Consider the following 17,041-nt stretch of genomic DNA (forward strand, 5'->3'; position numbering starts at 1 on the left):
GCGCGGATTCAAGGAAACCGGCTACGCTAGGCGGTCCCTGGACTCCCGAAGGAGCGAACGATGCCCGTCTTCGACGAAGCGACCGCGACCGCGCGGCGGCAACGCGCGGAACAGGCCCTCGGAGCGAACGCACCCATCCTCGTGGTCGGGGCGGGAGAGCCGATCGGCGTCCCCGGCGGCCTCGACCGGACCTACCCGTTCCTCGCCCATCCCGAGTACTACTGGCTGACCGGCGCGAGGCGCGCCGGCGGGGTCGTCGTCTTCGAGCCGGGGGCCGGCTGGACGCACTTCGTCCGTCCCGCCAGCGCCGAGGAGCGCCTCTGGGAAGGGGAGCCCGACGTCCCCGAAGGGGAGGACCTCGCGAAGTTCGAGGCGTGGGCGAAGGCCCGCGCGGGCCGGAAGATCGCGGCCCTCGGCGTGCCGCCGAAGGAGGTCGCCGCGGACCCGGCATCGACGGCGGCGGCCCAGGTCGCCCTCGACGCCGCGCGCCGCCCGAAAGACGACGCGGAGATCGCGCTCCTTCGCCGCGCGGCGGCGGCGACCGCCGCGGGGTACGCCCGGCTCCCCGAGTGGATCCGCCCCGGCGTGACCGAGCGGAGGATCCAGGTCGAGCTGGAGGCGGAGTTCTACCGCGCCGGGTGCGACGGTGTCGGATACGGCACCATCGTCGGCGCCGGGACGCATGCCGCCGTCCTGCACTTCGAGCCCGGCGACCGCGTGGTCGGTGAGGACGACGTCGTGCTCATCGACGCCGGGGGCCACGTGGCGCAGTACACCTCCGACGTCACCCGGACCTTCCACGCGAAGGGCAGGCTCAACCCGCAGCAGAAGGCGATCTACGACGTCGTGCTCGCGGCGGAGGTCGAGGGGATCGGCCTGTGCACGATCGGGCGCGAGTGGCACGACGTGCACCGCGCCTGCGCGCGGGTGCTCGCGCAGGGGCTGAAGGACCTCGGGCTGCTGCGCGGCGAGGTGGACGGCCTCCTCGAGTCGGAGGCGATCACCTGCTTCTTCCCCCACGGCATCGGCCACATGGTCGGGCTCTACGTCCGCGACGTGGGCGGCCGCGCGCCGGGGCGCGAGGAGGGGCGCAAGTGCTGCGGGACGAAGGTGCGCGTGGACCTTCCGCTCGGCGAGCACTTCGTGATGACCGTCGAGCCGGGGATCTACTTCGTGCCGGCGATCCTCGACGACCCCGAGCGGCGCAAGCGTTTCCCCGATGCGGTGGCGTGGGACGCCGCCGAGCGCTGGCGCCCGGTGGGCGGCGTCCGCATCGAGGACAACATCCTCGTCACGAGGTCGGGGCCGGAGAACCTGACGGCGGCGATCCCGAAGTAAGGGTTACCGGTCGCCGAGGTCGCGCAGCGAGGCGTCGTACGGCGCCCGCGCGATCCCGCGCTCGGTCACGATCGCCGCGATCAGCCGCGACGGGGTGACGTCGAAGGCGGGGTTGCGCACCGCCACCCCCGCCGGCGCGGTCCGCGTGCCGAACAGCTCGGTCACCTCGGAGGGGTCGCGTTCCTCGATCGGGATGCGATCGCCGTCGGGGCAGGCGGGATCGACCGTCGACCAGGGCGCCGCCACGTAGAAGGGGATGCCGTGCTCCTTCGCGAGCACCGCGACCGAATAGGTCCCGATCTTGTTCGCCACGTCGCCGTTCGCGGCGATGCGGTCGGCGCCGACGACCACGAGGTCGATCTCGCCGCGGCGCATGAGGCTCCCCGCCGCGACGTCGGCGATCAGGGTCACGTCGATCCCGTCGTGCATGAGCTCCCACGCCGTCAGCCGCGCTCCCTGCAGGAACGGGCGCGTCTCGTCGGCGAGGACACGGACTTTCTTCCCCGCTTCGTGCGCGGCGCGGATGACGCCGAGCGCGGTGCCGTAGCCGGCGGTCGCGAGCCCTCCCGCGTTGCAGTGCGTGAGGATGCGCGCCCCCACGGGGACGAGCGTCGCGCCGTGGCGTCCCATCGCACGACAGGAGGCGAGGTCGTCCTCGCGGATCGTCCGGGCCTCGCGCTCGAGCCGCGCGGCGGCCTCCGCCGGGGAGGCTCCGCCCTCGCGCGCCGCGCGCAGGACGTCGCCCATCCGGTCGACCGCCCACATGAGGTTCACGGCGGTCGGCCGCGCGGCGCGCAGCACGGCGAGCGCGTAGCTCATCGCGGCGTCGAACGGGGCGGGGGGCAGGAACGCCAGGCGCGTCGCCTCCACCGCGACCCCGAAGGCCGCGGTCACCCCGATCGCGGGGGCGCCCCGCACCACCATGTCGCGGATCGCGTGGGCGGTCTCCTCCGCGCTCGCGCAGGTGACGTAGGTCTCGACGACGGGGAGCTTGCGCTGGTCGATCAGGCGCACGCCTTCGGGAGTCCGCTCGACGGTCGTGAACATGACCCGGATTATGGAGGCTCGGCGCGCCGCGCCGCTATACTCGCGGCGTTCCGGAGGGTCCGAACCCCATGGCCGACTCCCGCAAGCGCTGGGAAGACGACGTCCTCGCCAAGTCGCTGGCGAGAAGCCCCGAGCGCAAGGACCGGTTCGAGACGACCTCGGGGATCCCCGTGGAGCGCGTCTACGCCGGCGACGATTCCGACGGGCTGGGATTTCCCGGCGAGTATCCGTACACCCGCGGCGTCCAGCCGACGATGTACCGCAGCCGCTTCTGGACGATGCGGCAGTACTCCGGGTTCGGGAACGCCGTGGAGACCAACCGGCGTTTCCGCTACCTCCTCGAGCAGGGGCAGTCGGGGCTGTCGGTCGCCTTCGATCTTCCCACGCAGATGGGGTACGACTCCGACCACGCGATGGCGATGGGGGAGGTCGGGAAGGTCGGCGTGGCGATCTCGTCCCTCGAGGACATGGAGGAGCTTCTCGCCGAGATTCCGCTCGACCGCGTCTCGACGTCGATGACGATCAACTCCACCGCGTCGATCCTGCTCGCGCTCTACGTGGCGGTCGCGAAGCGGCGCGGGATATCGCCGTCGAAGCTCTCGGGGACGATCCAGAACGACCTGCTCAAGGAGTACATCGCCCGGGGCACGTACATCTATCCCCCCGAGGCGTCGATCCGGATCACGACCGACCTTTTCTCCTGGTGCGCGGAACGCGTGCCGCGGTGGAACACGATCTCGATCTCCGGTTACCACATGCGCGAGGCGGGGGCGACCGCCGTGCAGGAGGTCGCGTTCACCCTCGCGAACGCCGTCGCGTATTGCGAGGCGGCGCTCGCGCGGGGTCTCAAGTTCGAGCAGTTCGGCCCGCGCCTCTCGTTCTTCATGAACGGCCACTCGAACTTCTTCGAGGAGGCGGCGAAGTTCCGCGCGGCCCGTCGCCTGTGGGCGAGGCTCGTGCGCGAGCGTTTCGGCGTCGACGATCCCGAGTCGGCGAAGTTCCGCTTCCACACGCAGACCGCCGGCTCGACCCTCACCGCGCAGCAACCCGAAGTCAATCTCGTCCGCACGGCGCTGCAGGCGCTCTCGGCCGTTCTCGGGGGAACCCAGTCGCTGCACACGAACTCGATGGACGAGGCGCTCGGCCTCCCCACCGAGCACGCGGCCCTGCTCGCCCTGCGGACGCAACAGGTCCTCGCCCACGAGACCGGCGTCGGCGACACGGTCGACCCGCTCGCGGGGTCGTATTTCGTCGAGGCGCTGACCGACGCGATCGAGCGCGGCGCACGCGCGTACCTCGACAAGATCGACGCGATGGGGGGTGCGACGCGCGCCCTCGAGAAGGGGTTCCAGCAGCGCGAGATCCACGAGGCCGCGTACCGGTGGCAGAAGCAGGTCGAGCGCGGGGAGCAGGTCGTGGTGGGCGTGAACCGGTTCACCGAAGGGGACGCCGCCAAGCCCCCGATCCTGCGGATCGATCCCTCCCTCGAGCCCGCCCGCGTGGAGCGGTTGAAGGCCCTTCGCGCCCGGCGGGACGCCGGAGCGACGTCGCGGGCGCTTCAGGGGGTCGAGGACGCGGCCCGCTCCGACTCCAACGTGATGCCGGCGATCCTCACGGCGGTGGAGTCGCAGGCGACCCTCGGCGAGATCGCCGACCGCATGCGCGCCGTCTTCGGCGTGTACCACGAGACCTTCGCGTTCTAGGAGGCGCCATGGAGCTCCGACTCGACCCCGCGACGCGAGAGACGCTCGCGGACCGGAGGGAGCGGCTCCGCTCGATCCAGGCTTCCGGCCCCGCTTCCCCCGAGATCGCGGACCTGCTCTCGCGCGTGGATGCCGCGCTGGGGCGCTGGGAGGCCGGCCGTTACGGCCTCTGCGAGATCTGCGGGGACCCCGTGGAGGAGGATCGGCTGCGCGCCGATCCTCTGATCCGGTACTGCGTCGACGACATGGACGCGGCCGAACGGGCGGCGCTCGAGCGCGACCTGGGCACCGCGGCCCGCGTGCAGCGCGCGCTCCTCCCTCCGCAGGACGTCGGCGCCGCGGGGTGGGACGTGCGGTGGGAATGGCGCCCGCACGGCGCCGTCAGCGGGGACTACTGCGATCTCGTGCCGTCGCGCTCGGGAGCCGGCGATTTCCTCTTCGCCGTCGGGGACGTCGCGGGGAAAGGCGTCGCGGCCTCCATCCTCAGCTCCCACCTCAACGCGTTGTTCCGCACGCTCCACGACCTCCAGCTCCCGGTCGGCGACATGCTGTTCCGCGCGAACCGCGTCTTCTGCGAGAGCACGGGGGAGTCCCACTACGCGACGCTCGCGGTGGGGCGCGCGGCGCCCGACGGCGCGGTGGAGTGGTGCAACGCCGGACAGACGCCGCCGCTTCTGGTCTCGGAGGCCGGGGTGGAGGCCTGTCGCGGGTCCGGCCTGCCGCTGGGGCTGTTCTGCGACGTGCCGTACCTCCCCGTCTCGAGGCGTCTGCGCCCCGGGGAGTCGCTGGTGCTCGCCACCGACGGCGTGACCGAAGCGCCGGACCAGGCGGGGGACGAGTTCGGGAGCGAGCGCCTCGGACGCGCCGCCTTCCTCGCGCGAGCCGGGAGCGCCCGCGAGATCGCCCGCGCCTGCCTCGGCGCCCTCGACGCCCACCGCGGCGGCGTCCCCGCGCACGACGACGTGACGCTGCTGGTCCTGAAGCGAGCCGGATAGAATCCGCGATCGGATGACCCCTCTCCTCGAGATCCGCGACCTGCGCGTGGTGTACGACTCCCCCCGTGGGCCGGTGCGGGCGGTGGACGGTCTGACGATGTCGCTCCGACGCGGGGAGACCTACGCGCTCGTCGGCGAGTCCGGGTGCGGGAAGTCGGCGACGGGGCTCGCGGTGATCCGGCTCGTCGAGCCGGGGCGGGTCGCGGGCGGGAGCGTCGTCCTGGAGGGACGCGACCTCCTCGCCCTCTCCGAGAAGGAGATGTGCAAGGTCCGCGGGGCGCGGATCGGCATGGTCTTCCAGGAGGCGGTCGCGTCGCTCAACCCCGTGATGCGGATCGGCACGCAGGTGGGGGAGGCGCTGCGCATCCACAAGGGTCTTTCGCGAAAGCAGGCGTGGGCCGAGGCGGTGCGCCTGCTGGGGGTCGTCGCCCTCCCCGATCCCGCGCGCCAGGCGAAGGCGTACCCGCACGAGCTCTCCGGCGGGATGGCGCAACGGGTCATGCTCGCGATCGCACTCTCGTGCTCCCCGGCGTTGCTCGTCGCCGACGAGCCGACCTCCGCCCTCGACGTCACCGTGCAGGCGCAGGTGCTCGCGCTCCTGCGCCGGCTGAAGGCGGAGTACGCGTTGACGGTGCTCCTGATCACCCACGACTTCGGCGTGGTCGCGGAGAACGCCGATCGCGTCGGCGTCATGTACGCGGGGCGTCTCGTCGAGGAGGCGCCGGTTCGCGAGCTCTTCGACACGCCCGCCCACCCGTACACGAAGGGACTGCTGCGCGCGCAGGTCGGCCGACCCACGAGCGGCCGCCGGCTCGAGGCGCTCCCCGGCGCCGTCCCCGACCCGGTCGAGCCGCCGGCGGGGTGCCGCTTCCATCCCCGCTGCGACGCGCGCTTCGAGCCGTGCGACCGCCGCGAGCCCCGGGACACGGCGCTCGGCGCCGAGCGGCGGGTCGCCTGCTTCCTGCACGAGCGGGAGACCGCGTGAGCACCCCGCTCGTCGAGGCCCGAGGGCTCGTGAAACGGTTCTCGACCGCCGCGTCGTTCTGGGGAGGCGGGCCGAAGGTGCGGGCCGTCGACGGCGTCGACCTCGAGATCCGGCGCGGGGAGACGCTGGGGCTCGTGGGGGAGTCGGGATCGGGGAAGTCGACGCTCGGGCGGTTGCTCATCCGCCTCGTCGAACCCGACGCCGGCTCGGTGCGTTTCGACGGAACCGACCTCCTCGCGCTGCGCCCGCGCGAGCTTCGCCGGATGCGGCGACGGTTCCAGATCGTCTTCCAGGACCCCTACGGCGCCCTGAACCCCAGGATGAAGGTGGCCTCGCTCGTCACGGAGCCGATGGAGATCCACGGGATCGGGGCGTCGAAGGCGGACCGTCGCGAATCGGCGGCGCGCCTCATCGAGGAGGTCGGGCTCGACCGGAGCGCCCTCGACAAGTACCCGCACGCGTTCTCCGGGGGCCAGCGCCAGCGGATCGGGATCGCGCGGGCGATCGCCTGCGGTCCCGAGTTCGTGGTCTGCGACGAGCCCGTCTCCGCCCTCGACCCGCCGATCCAGGCGCAGATCGTCAACCTGCTCGTCGACCTCCAGGAGCGACACGCCCTGTCGTACCTGTTCATCGCCCACGACCTGCGCCTGGTCCGCCACCTCGCCGACCGGGTCGTCGTGATGTACCTCGGGCGCCTCGTCGAGGAGGCGCCGACGGCCGCCCTCTACGCGGAGCCGCTCCACCCGTACACGAAGGCCCTGCTCGCCTCCACCCCGTCCACCACCCCCGGCGCGCCGACCGCCCCCGCGCTCCAGGGCGAGCCCCCGTCGCCCATCGCCCCCCCGCCCGGCTGCCGCTTCCACACCCGCTGCCCCGTCGCGGTGGAGGTTTGCTCGAAAGTCGAGCCGCCCCTCGTCACGATCGGTGCGCGCACGGCCGCCTGTCATCTTTTGAAGACCTGACCCCGGGCCGCCGACCGTTCGCGGCGCAGACCCCGCCGCTCATCGGGATTCCTCGCGGGGGACGACGTCGAAAGCTAGGATGCGCGCGTTCGTACACCCTGAAACCGGATCCGCACTTGGCGCGTAGTAACGGCCTCGGGCCGGGATCGCGGTTGGGAGGAACGTGTCGTGATGCGTAGGTGGATCGCAACCGTGGCCGCCGGGCTGTTCATTCTCATCGCCGTCCCTTCCCTTCGTGCCGAGGAGGAGCTGCGCCTGTCGCTGGCGGAGGCACTCCGGATCGGACTCGAGAACAACCTCGACCTCGTCGTGGAGCGGAAGAACCCGGCTATCGCGGGGAACGATGTCATTTCCCAGGAATCGGCTTTCGACCCGGGCTTGGCGGCGAACGCGACGGCCGGCGGCTCGAAGTCCGAGCCGGAGAACCGGTTCGTCGCGCCGGGACGCGCGAAGAGCTACGGCGCCAACGTCTCCTGGACCGACCGCCTCCAATTCGGGAGCTCCTACGCCGTGGGCTTCGGCACCGCCCGCCGTGAAGGTGCCGGCTTGTTCTACGACCCTTCGTACAACAGCGGCGTGAGCTTGAACTGGACGATGCCCCTGCTGAAGGGTTTCGGCACAGAGGTCAACACCGCCGACATCGTGATCGCACGCGAGGGTCTCGAGATCTCGAAGTCCCAATTGAGCGATCGGGCGCAACGGACGATCAAGGAGATCGAGGACGCCTATTGGGACGTGCTCGCCGCGCGTGCCGGACTCGATGTCGCCCGCGAGTCCTTGAAGCTCGCCCAGGACCTGCTCGATCTCAATACGAAGAAGGTCGAGGTCGGCACGCTGGCACCGATCGAGATCACCCAGGCCGAGGCGGGAGTCGCCTCGCGAGAGGAGGGGGTCATCGTCGCGGAGACTGCGGTCTGGAACGCCGAAGACAACCTCCGGCGCCTGCTCGCGATCCCGCCGCAGGATCCCCGGTGGAACCTGACGATCGTTCCGACCGATGCCCCGCGCTTCGATGTTCAAGCCGTCGATCTCCAGGCGTCGATCGCGAGTGCGCTCGAGCGTCGCGCCGAGCTCGATGCGGCGAGGAGACAGGTTTCGACCCGTTCGCTGGCGGAGAGGGTCGCGCGGGCGAACCTGAAGCACGAACTCAACCTCGTGGCCGACATGAACCCCGCCGGCAACAACCTGAAGGAGATCATCCCGACTCCGGGGGACGACGGGATTCTGGGAACGGACGACGACGGGGCCGACTTCGTGACCGAAGGCTGGTCCTCCTCCGTCTCGGAGATCCCGAAACTCAACAACTACGACTGGAGCGTCGAGCTGCAGTACAAGTTCCCGATCGGCAACCGGGCCGCGAAGGCCGCGGCGGCCAATGCGACTCTCGAGCGCGAGAAGGCGGAGGCTTCGCTGCTCAACGCCGAGCAGACCGTCCGCGTCGACGTGCGGACCGCGGTCCGAAACGTCGAATCCGGGGCCAAGCGCGTGAAGGCGGCGGAGGCGTCGACGATCCTCCAGCGCAAGACCCTCGACGCGGAGCAGAAGAAGTTCGACAACGGCATGTCGACGTCCTTCGAGGTGCTGCGCATCCAGACCGACCTCTCGAACGCGCGGGTCGCCGAGATCCGGGCGAAGCTCGACTACATGAAATCGCTCGCCGACCTCGAGCGCGCCCAGGGGACGCTCCTCGAGGCGCGCGGGCTGAAGCTCGAGTAACCGTTCGCGTTCCGGAAAGGGGGGGCCATGACGGAAGCGGGGACCGGGGCGCCGTCGGCGCCGTCGATGGGGCTCGTCGAGAAGCTCACCGGCATCTTCTTCTCGCCGGCGAAGGTGTTCGCCGCCGTGGCGGGGAAGCCCGGGTGGGACTGGATCGTCCCGCTCGTGTTCCTGGCGGTTTGCGTCCTCACCTACCAGGGGATCCTCCAGAAACGGTTCGACAAGGAAGCGGCCATCTCCGAGACGATGGCGAAGATCGAGGCGAATCCCAGGATTCCCGCCGACCAGAAGGCGGGCATCGAGGAGCGTGTTCGGGGTCAGTTCGAGTGGGGGGAGAAGCCGATCGGCAAGGTCATCAGCGTCCTCACGATGCTGATCCCGGTCTTCGTGGTGCCGCTCCTCTACAAGGGGATCTCCGCGGCGTTCGGGCTCAAGGCCGGGTACATGAAGCTCGTCGCCGGCTACGCGTGGTGCATGGTCGTCACCGGGCTGTACTGGCTGCTCGGCGGCGTCGTCGCGCTGCCGCGATCGGACATCCCGCTCTTCGAGATGCAGCACATGCTCGTCTTGAAGTCCAATCCCGCCGCCTTCATGGGACAGGCCTCGAGCGTGGCGCTCGTCACGATGCTGTCGTTCGTCGACGTCTTCGTGATCTGGGGGCTGTTTCTCCGGGCGACCATGCTCGAGAAGGTCGCGGGGTTCGGGAAGGGAGCGTCGTGGGCGGTGGCGGGGACCGTCCTCGGCTTGTGGATCCTGATCCGGGCCGCGCTCGCGGCGCTCGGCCAGATGTTCGGCGGCTAGGAGCACGCGCTTGACCAACCTCCAGAAAGGGCTCGTCGTCGGCGGGGCGGTCGTCGTCCTCGGCGCGATCGTCGCGGCGTCGATGCTCAGCAAGGGCGCCGAGAAGGGGATCGAGGTCTATTACGGCAAGGCCGAGAAGCGCGACCTCGCCTCGGTCGTGACCGCGACCGGCCAGATCCAGGCCCGCACCAAGGTCAACGTCCAGTCGTCGGTGATCGGCGAGATCGTCGAGCTCCCGGTCAAGGAAGGGGACGTCGTCAAGAAGGGCGACCTGCTCGTGCAGATCGACCCCGAGCGGTACCGCTCCGAGGTCGACCGGCTGGAGGCGAACCTGCGGGTGCAGGAGATCGCGCTCGGGCAGGCCCGGCTCGACTACGCCGACGCCGAGCGCACCCTCAAGCGCCAGAAGCAGCTGTTCGAGTCCAGCGGGCTCGTCTCGCAGGAGCTGCTCGACCGATCGGAGCTCGCCTACAGGACCGCCGAGATCAGCCTGCGCACCCTCGCCGAGCGGATCGAGCAGGCGAAGGCCGACCTCGCCAAGTCGCGCGACGACCTCTCCAAGACGACGCTGCGCTCGCCGATCGACGGCACGGTCACCCAGCTCAACGCCGAGAAGGGCGAGATCACCCTGACCGGGACGATGAACAACCCCGGCACCGTGATCATGGTCGTCTCGGACATGGGCGAGATCCTCGCGGAGGTGGACGTCGACGAGACCCGCGTGGCACGGGTCGAGAAGGACCAGAAGTCCCGGATCGTCGTGGACGCCATCGGGGAGTCCGAGCCGTACCCCGGGAAGGTGGACGAGATCGCGGGCAGCGCGGTGACCCGGCAGGGGACCGCCGTGCAGGTCTTTCCCGTGAAGATCCTCCTCGACGACGTGGACGCACGGCTTCGCCCGGGCATGACCGCGCGGGCGCGCATCGAGACGAAGACGGCCGACGACGCGCTCGTCGTCCCGATCCAGGCGGTGCTGCTGCGCCCCGTGAGCGAGATCGACAAGGCGCTCGCCGGCGACAAGAAGGAAGAGAAGAAGGAAGAGAAGAAGGAAGAGGCGAAGTCGGACGGCGCCGAGGAGGCGAAGGTCGAGGCTCCGGCGGCCGAGGAGAAGAAGTCCGAGGACAAGAAGGCCGGGGGCGACCGGGAGATCGTGTTCCGCGTCGTCGACGGGAAGACGGTCCTGACCCCCGTGAAGACGGGGCTCAGCGACGAGACCAGCGTCGTGATCCTCGAGGGGCTGAAGGAGGGGGAGGTCGTCGTCACCGGCCCCTACCGGACGATCAAGACCCTCAAGCACGGGACGGCGGTCCGCGAGAAGAAGGAAGAGGAGAAGAAGGAAGACAAGGACGGGGAATCGGGGGTTCAGGTCGAGGTCGACTGATGGAAGCGCTCATCGACATCCGGGACGTCACGAAGACCTACGACATGGGCGCGGAGGCGCAGGTGCGCGCGCTCGACGGCGTGACCGTCTCGATCGCGGGCGGCGACTACGTCGCGATCATGGGACCGTCGGGGTCCGGGAAGTCGACGCTGATGAACCTGATCGGCTGCCTCGACACCCCCACGAGCGGCTCCTACCGGCTCAAGGGGGTCGAGGTCGCGAGCCTCAACGACGACGAGCTCGCCCGGATCCGCAACCGCGAGATCGGCTTCATCTTCCAGACGTTCAACCTGCTCCCGCGCGCCGACGCCCTGCAGAACGTCGAGCTGCCGCTGATCTACGCGGGGCTCGGGCGCCGCGAGCGGCGCCAGCGCGCGGTCGAGTCGCTCGGCGCGGTGGGCCTGGGCGACCGCATGCACCACCGCCCGAACGAGATGTCCGGAGGTCAGCGCCAGCGCGTCGCGATCGCGCGCGCGCTCGTGAACAAGCCGTCGATCCTCCTCGCCGACGAGCCGACGGGAAACCTCGACTCGAAGACCGGCAAGGAAATCCTCGGCCTGATGGACGAGCTCCACGCGCAGGGGAACACGATCATCCTCGTGACGCACGACGAGGAGCTTTCCCACCGGGCGGCGCGCGTCGTGCGCCTGCGCGACGGGTTGATCGTCTCGGACGACCGGAACCACGCGCTCCGGACCGGGGCCTAGGAACCCGATGTTCCTCGAGAACTTCTTCCTCGCCCTGAAGGCGATCTGGGCGAACAAGATGCGCTCGCTGCTCACGACCCTCGGGATCGTGATCGGGACCGCCGCGGTGATCGCCGTCGTCTCGATCGTCCAGGGGCTCAGTCGCGTCATCACGAGCGAGATCGAGGGAATCGGATCCACCGCGATCTTCGTCTCCCCCTACCGGCCGCCCGGGAAGGAGGGGGAGAAGCTCCAGCGCGTCGAGCTCACCTGGGACGACGGCGCCGCGCTGCTCGAGCGCGTCCCTTCGATCAACGAGGCGACCCCGTTCCTTCAGCGGTTCGGCAAGATCAAGTTCGGGGAGAACGCGGGGGACTACCCCATCCTCGGCGTGCAGCCCTCGTTCCAGGACATCCGACAGTACTTCGTGGACCGCGGCCGGTTCTTCGGGGCGATCGACGACCGGGAGCGCCAGAACGTCTGCGTCATCGGGCACGCCGTCGTGCAGGATCTCAAGCTGCCCTCGGAGCCGATCGGGGAGTCGCTCTCGGTGGGCGGGCGCACGTTCCGGATCATCGGGATCATGGAGAAGCGGGGCGAGCTGTTCGGGCAGCAGTTCGACAAGTTCGTGATGATCCCGTTCGCGACCGCCGTGGGGATGTACGGCGACGAGGCCTCGAAACAGATCGCGTTGCTGGTGCGCGCCCGTGCCCCGGAGCTGGTCGACCGGGCGGTGGACGAGATCGAAAACGTCCTGCGGGCGCGGCATCGCCTGCGCTCGGACCAGCCCAACGACTTCGAGATCGGCACCCAGAAGGAGTTCCTGAAGTCGTTCAACAAGGTCGCCAACGGGGTGACCTACATCGTCGCGGGGATGGTCTCGATCGCGCTGTTCGTCGGGGGGATCGGGATCATGAACATCATGCTGGTCTCGGTGACCGAGCGGACCCGGGAGATCGGCGTCCGCAAGGCGGTCGGGGCCCGGCGATCCCACATCCTCCAGCAGTTCGTGATCGAGGCGATCACCCTCGCCCTCGTGGGGGGGCTCGTCGGGATCGTCATGGGGTACGGGGTCGGCCAGCTCGCGGCCAAGCTCATCCCCAACTGGCCGGGGTCGTTCGTCCCCCTCTGGGCGGTGATGCTCGCCTTCGGGTTCAGCTCGGCGGTGGGGCTGTTTTTCGGGATCTACCCCGCTGCCAAGGCCTCCCGGCTCGACCCCATCGAGTCCCTCCGGTACGAATGACCGGTTGCCATTTGACCCATCGCGGACGGCGCCCCATCTTCTGATCGACTTCAGGCAGCGTTCAGGGTCCGGTGGTCGGGCCGAGGGGACGACGCGGCCGCGGAGGCGAAATTGGCGGCCAACCCCGGCGCGGGTCGCGTCTTTCGGCGCGTTCGCGTGCAGCTGGCACATGGGGCCCTCGAAGGGGGGCTGTGCGTCGGGGAGCAGGTCCGCACCCTGGACGATCTCAACATGGCCTCCGTCCGGTTCGTGACCCTGGTCGATGCCGTCGGGGAGGGGGCCGGGTTCCCGCTTGGCGACTCCCCCGTCGCCGTCCACAAATCCAAGATCCTCTTCCTGGTCGAGACCGGGGAGCCGCCCGCCCGTCTCGGCAGGAGCGCGATCGCCCAGCGGATGCACCGGGCCCGGATCCGGCTGCGGGTGGCCGACTTCCTGGTCGAAGGGTCGGTTCACGTTCCGTACGGCGGGCGACCGCTGCTCCGGCTCAAGCAGGAGGGGCACCCCTTCCTCGCCCTGACCGACGCCCGGGTGGTCGGCCCGTACGCCACCCTCGAGGCGGGGTTCCTCGCGGTCCACAGGGACCACGTGATCGTCGGCCAGGACGTCACGGACGGGAGCCCCCCGGCGATCGAGATGGATCCGGCCCAGACGGACCACGCCGGGGCCTGAGCGCCGCTGCGCCCCATGCAGCCCCGGAAGGGGTGGGGTATTCTCCACCGGTCATGGGGTCCAATCTCGGCAGCTTGTACGCCGCGGGCGGTTGGGCGATGCACCCGATCAGCGCCTGCGCGCTCGTCGCGCTCGCCGTCGTCGCCTTCAAGCTCCTGCAGCTGCGCGCCGCCAGACTCGACGTCCCGACGTTTCTCGCCGGGGTGCGGGCGAGCCTGCTGAACGGCCGCGTCAAGGACGCCCTCGACCTGGCCGGGCGGTCCCGGTCTCCCGTCTCCGCCCTCGTGCGGGCCGGACTCCTCAAGCAGGGTCAAGCCCGCGCGGAGGTCGCGGACGCGATGGAGGCGGTGGCCCACTACGAGCTCGGCCGCCTCGAGAAGGGGCTGGGGGCGCTGGCGACGCTCGCGAACGTCGCCCCGTTGCTGGGATTCCTCGGCACCGTGTGGGGGATGATCGTCGCCTTCGACGTCGTCCACCGGCAGGGGCTCTCGAACCCGGGGGCCGTCGCCGGCGGGATCGCCCAGGCTCTCGTGACGACCGCCTGGGGGCTCGCCGTCGCCTTGATCGCGGTCCCGTTCCACAACCTGTTCGCGGCACGGGTCTCGGCCCAGGCCCGGTCCATGGAACTCGCCGCGTCGACGCTCCTCGAGACCTTCTCGGAGATGGAGCGCATGGGCACGAAGGCCTAGGCGGTCCCCGTGACCCTGCCGAAGCCCCGACCGCTGCCCGTCGCGATCCCCACCGTCCTTCTCGCGGATCTCGTCCTGCTCGTCGTCCTGTTCTTCGTGTTCACCACGACCGACGACGTCGACGGCTCGAGGGTCCTGCTCCCGGAGGCCCCGGCCTCCGCCGTCGCCGAGCTCGGCTCCGCTCGCGCGGTCCTCGAGCGGCGCGCCGAGCCGGGCGGGCGCGTGCGCTGGATCTGGAGTTTCTCGGACGGGGAGCACCGACGGACCGAGGTGGACGCCGTCGAGGGCCTGTTCGCGCCGGTCGCGGCGGTCGCGGCGAAAGACCCCGGGCGAACCTTCGTGATCAAGGCCGACGCCGAGGCCCACTGGTCCGACGTCGACCGCACCGTGGAGGTGCTCCGCGGCGCGGGTGCGCGCAACCTCGTGTTCTGGACGCGCGAGCCGCAGGCGGGGGAGATCCGATGAAACTGCGCGCGCGCGGTCCCCGGATCTCCATCGCCGCCGTTCCGATGGCCGACGTGGCCCTCACCCTGTTCGCGATCGTGGTGTGCGCCGGGATGTTCTCGGCGGTGCGCGGAGTCGGCGTCCGGTTCGAGACGACGGAGTCGGGGGAACGCCCCGTTCCGGTCGTGTGGGTGCGGGTGCTCGCGGACGGCACCGCCCGCGTGGACGGGGAGCGCGTCTCCCCGTCGGCCGTCGCGGAGACGGTGCGCCGGCGACTCGACGCGGAGCCGTCGCTGCGCTGCGTCGTGCACATCGTGCCGGAGGCGACCTACCAGACCGCGATCGACGCCCTCGCGCGTCTGACGGAGGGACCGAACGCGGTGGCGCTCGCCGTCGGAGCGCGACTTTCGATCCCCACGCAGCGGGAGGTCGAGGCGTTCGTGGCCGCGGCCGGGTACGACCCCTTCGAGTCGGGGACGCGCTGATGCGAACGCGGCCGATCCTGCGGTTGGAAGAGAAGATCGACGGCGAGCGCGGGCTCCTCGAGGCGCTCGAGCGGCGCGAGGAGCGGAAGTTCGTCGTCGTCGCGGTCGTGGGATCGGCGGCGTTGCTTTCGGCCCTCGCGGCGGCGCCGATCTCCTTCGGGGTCTCCCCCGCGGACCGCGGGGTGGGGGCGTCGGGAAACTGGGTGACCCTCGTCCGCTGGATGCCGGAGCCGCTCCGGCCCGCCCCGCCGGTGCCGCCTTCCGGTGGCGTCCCCCAGGTGGCCGCCGCGTCCGCTCCGGCGCCGATCTCGCTCGATGCCTTCCGGGAGCCGGAGCCGATCCCCGAGCCCCCCGCGTCGGCGTTTCTTTCCGCGCCGGTCGTCCGCGAGCCCGAGCCGCCGCTGGGCGTCCCCGAGCCGCCCCCCGCTCCCGCCGAATCCGCGATCTCGGCCGAGCCCGAAATCCCGATCCTGCCGCCGCGACCGGCCCCCGGGGGAAAAGTCGCCCCGACCTACCCCCTCGCCGCCCGCTCCTTGCGCCTATCCGGGAGCGTGCAGGTCGAGGCCCAGGTCGACGCCACCGGCGCCGTCACCTCCGTCCGGGTGCTGGGAACGAACCGGCCGGGGGTCGGGTTCGAAGAGGCGGCCTCGCGGGCGGTGGAGCGCTGGCGCTTCGTTCCTGCCACGCGGGGATCGGTTCCCATCCCGGCGACGACCGTCGTGGTGGTGGAGTTCGAGTGGTGAGGCGCCTTCTCGCCGTCGCCGCGCTCGTCCTCGTCGCGAGCCGCGCCGCGGCCGACGCCGATCAGGCCCAGGCCTGGTTCAAGGCCGGGCGGTATCTCGAGGCGGCGGCGGAGTACCAGTCGCTCGTCGAGAGGAGCCCCGGCTGGCACTACGGCTGGTTCATGCTCGGCCACTGCCTGCTCAAGATGGATCGCCCCGCCGACGCGGAGCCCGCGTTCCGGCGCGCGCTGGCGATCTCGGGAGAGAAGGCGGAGTACTACTACGGGCTGGCGGCCGCCCTGCGGGACGGCGGGAGGCCCGGCCCCGCCATCGAGGTCCTCTCGATCGCCGAGCCGTTCGCCCGTGAGGCCAAGGCGCGTTACGCGATCTTCTACCTGCGGGGAACGCTCCTCGCCGCCGTCGAGCGGTGGTCGGAGGCGGTGATCGACCTCGAGCGCGCGCGGGCGCTGCACCCCGACCCGGCCGTGCTCGACCAGCTCGGGCGGGCCTACGCGGCCCTCGGCCGCTGGGACCGGGCGGCGAGCATCCTCGCCGAGTCGCTCGTCCGCGACCCGGACAACGAGGAGAATCGACGGCTGCGGATCGACGCCCTGCTCCGTCTGGGCGCCGGAGCGGTCGACGAGGCGGCCAAGCGCGCCGCGTACGCCGAGGCGTTCGAGCAGGCCCAGATACACGCCCGCGCGCACCCCGAGGACACCGAGGCGGCGAACCTCTTGGGCCGCGCGGCGATGGGGGCGGGGCGTTACGAGGTCGCGGAGCAGGCACTGCGGCGCGTGCTCGAGATGAACCCGCGCTACTGCCCCGCGACGATCAATCTGGGCCGCGTGCTGCTCGCCCGCGCCGAGCTCGAGCGGGCGATCGAGGCGCTCCAGCGCGGGGTCGAATGCGCGCCCCGGCTCCCCGCGGCCCACGAGGCGCTCGGGCTCGCTCTGCTGCGGGTCGGCCGCTTCCAGGACGCCCTCGCGGTGTTCGGGCGCGCGCAGGCGCTCCACCCCTCGCCGGTTTCGCAGGCGGGGATCGACGAGGCCCGGCGGCGGCTCGGGGCGAGCGATCCCAACCTGCGCACGGTGGACGGCCCCCCCGCGCCGCGTCGCTGACCCCCGCGCCTTGCCCCTGCGGATTCGCCTGTGTTAGGTTGGCCCGTCCTCAACCCA

17 protein-coding genes are annotated in these 17,041 nt (G+C 71.0%); 16 read left to right on the plus strand and 1 reads right to left on the minus strand.

Going from position 1 to position 17,041, the window contains the following annotated elements; all coding sequences use genetic code 11:
• The first annotated feature begins 60 nt into the window (after nucleotides 1–60).
• Nucleotides 61–1,338: an aminopeptidase P N-terminal domain-containing protein gene (locus tag VF139_00005; protein HEX6849757.1), complete on the plus strand. Its 1,278-nt coding sequence runs from the start codon at nucleotides 61–63 to the stop codon at nucleotides 1,336–1,338.
• Nucleotides 1,339–1,341: 3 nt separating this feature from the next.
• Here VF139_00005 and mtnA read toward each other — a convergent pair whose 3' ends face one another.
• Nucleotides 1,342–2,385, minus strand: a complete 1,044-nt coding sequence (mtnA, locus tag VF139_00010; protein ID HEX6849758.1) for an S-methyl-5-thioribose-1-phosphate isomerase — start codon at nucleotides 2,383–2,385, stop codon at nucleotides 1,342–1,344.
• 68 nt (nucleotides 2,386–2,453) lie between these two features.
• Between mtnA and VF139_00015 the strand changes: the two genes are divergently transcribed.
• The 15 genes from VF139_00015 to VF139_00085 all read left to right on the plus strand — a co-directional run bounded on the left by VF139_00015 (nucleotide 2,454) and on the right by VF139_00085 (nucleotide 16,984).
• Entirely contained in the window at nucleotides 2,454–4,088 is a 1,635-nt protein-coding gene (locus VF139_00015) for a methylmalonyl-CoA mutase family protein (GenBank protein ID HEX6849759.1), read from the plus strand.
• 8 nt (nucleotides 4,089–4,096) lie between these two features.
• Nucleotides 4,097–5,083, plus strand: a complete 987-nt coding sequence (locus VF139_00020; protein HEX6849760.1) for a SpoIIE family protein phosphatase — start codon at nucleotides 4,097–4,099, stop codon at nucleotides 5,081–5,083.
• 13 nt (nucleotides 5,084–5,096) lie between these two features.
• Complete coding sequence (locus tag VF139_00025) at nucleotides 5,097–6,068, plus strand: ABC transporter ATP-binding protein (protein ID HEX6849761.1); 972 nt, start codon at nucleotides 5,097–5,099, stop codon at nucleotides 6,066–6,068.
• Nucleotides 6,065–7,030 (plus strand): ABC transporter ATP-binding protein, encoded by a 966-nt coding sequence (locus VF139_00030; GenBank protein ID HEX6849762.1) that lies wholly within the window; start codon nucleotides 6,065–6,067, stop codon nucleotides 7,028–7,030. The genes VF139_00025 and VF139_00030 overlap by 4 nt, the downstream gene beginning before the upstream one ends.
• A 171-nt stretch (nucleotides 7,031–7,201) precedes the next feature.
• A complete protein-coding gene (locus VF139_00035) occupies nucleotides 7,202–8,746 on the plus strand; it encodes a TolC family protein (protein HEX6849763.1) in 1,545 nt (514 codons plus the stop codon).
• A 27-nt stretch (nucleotides 8,747–8,773) separates the two neighbouring features.
• A complete protein-coding gene (locus tag VF139_00040) occupies nucleotides 8,774–9,547 on the plus strand; it encodes a YIP1 family protein (protein HEX6849764.1) in 774 nt (257 codons plus the stop codon).
• A 10-nt stretch (nucleotides 9,548–9,557) separates the two neighbouring features.
• A complete protein-coding gene (locus tag VF139_00045; GenBank protein ID HEX6849765.1) occupies nucleotides 9,558–10,928 on the plus strand; it encodes an efflux RND transporter periplasmic adaptor subunit in 1,371 nt (456 codons plus the stop codon).
• Complete coding sequence (locus VF139_00050; protein ID HEX6849766.1) at nucleotides 10,928–11,635, plus strand: ABC transporter ATP-binding protein; 708 nt, start codon at nucleotides 10,928–10,930, stop codon at nucleotides 11,633–11,635. Before VF139_00045 ends, VF139_00050 begins: the two co-directional genes overlap by 1 nt.
• 7 nt (nucleotides 11,636–11,642) lie before the next feature.
• Complete coding sequence (locus tag VF139_00055; protein HEX6849767.1) at nucleotides 11,643–12,857, plus strand: ABC transporter permease; 1,215 nt, start codon at nucleotides 11,643–11,645, stop codon at nucleotides 12,855–12,857.
• A 156-nt stretch (nucleotides 12,858–13,013) separates the two neighbouring features.
• Nucleotides 13,014–13,526: a hypothetical protein gene (locus tag VF139_00060; protein ID HEX6849768.1), complete on the plus strand. Its 513-nt coding sequence runs from the start codon at nucleotides 13,014–13,016 to the stop codon at nucleotides 13,524–13,526.
• A 53-nt stretch (nucleotides 13,527–13,579) separates the two neighbouring features.
• Entirely contained in the window at nucleotides 13,580–14,215 is a 636-nt protein-coding gene (locus VF139_00065; GenBank protein ID HEX6849769.1) for a MotA/TolQ/ExbB proton channel family protein, read from the plus strand.
• Between the two features lie 9 nt (nucleotides 14,216–14,224).
• Nucleotides 14,225–14,680, plus strand: coding sequence for a biopolymer transporter ExbD (locus VF139_00070; GenBank protein ID HEX6849770.1), 456 nt, complete (start codon nucleotides 14,225–14,227; stop codon nucleotides 14,678–14,680).
• Entirely contained in the window at nucleotides 14,677–15,144 is a 468-nt protein-coding gene (locus VF139_00075; GenBank protein HEX6849771.1) for a biopolymer transporter ExbD, read from the plus strand. The genes VF139_00070 and VF139_00075 overlap by 4 nt, the downstream gene beginning before the upstream one ends.
• Entirely contained in the window at nucleotides 15,144–15,887 is a 744-nt protein-coding gene (locus tag VF139_00080; GenBank protein ID HEX6849772.1) for an energy transducer TonB, read from the plus strand. Before VF139_00075 ends, VF139_00080 begins: the two co-directional genes overlap by 1 nt.
• Nucleotides 15,884–16,984 carry a tetratricopeptide repeat protein gene (locus VF139_00085; GenBank protein HEX6849773.1) on the plus strand — a complete coding sequence of 367 codons (1,101 nt, stop codon included), beginning with the start codon at nucleotides 15,884–15,886 and terminating at the stop codon, nucleotides 16,982–16,984. The genes VF139_00080 and VF139_00085 overlap by 4 nt, the downstream gene beginning before the upstream one ends.
• The last annotated feature ends 57 nt before the right edge of the window (nucleotides 16,985–17,041 follow it).

The organism is Candidatus Polarisedimenticolaceae bacterium (genome assembly GCA_036376135.1).
Classification (GTDB): Bacteria; Acidobacteriota; Polarisedimenticolia; order Polarisedimenticolales; family DASRJG01; genus DASVAW01.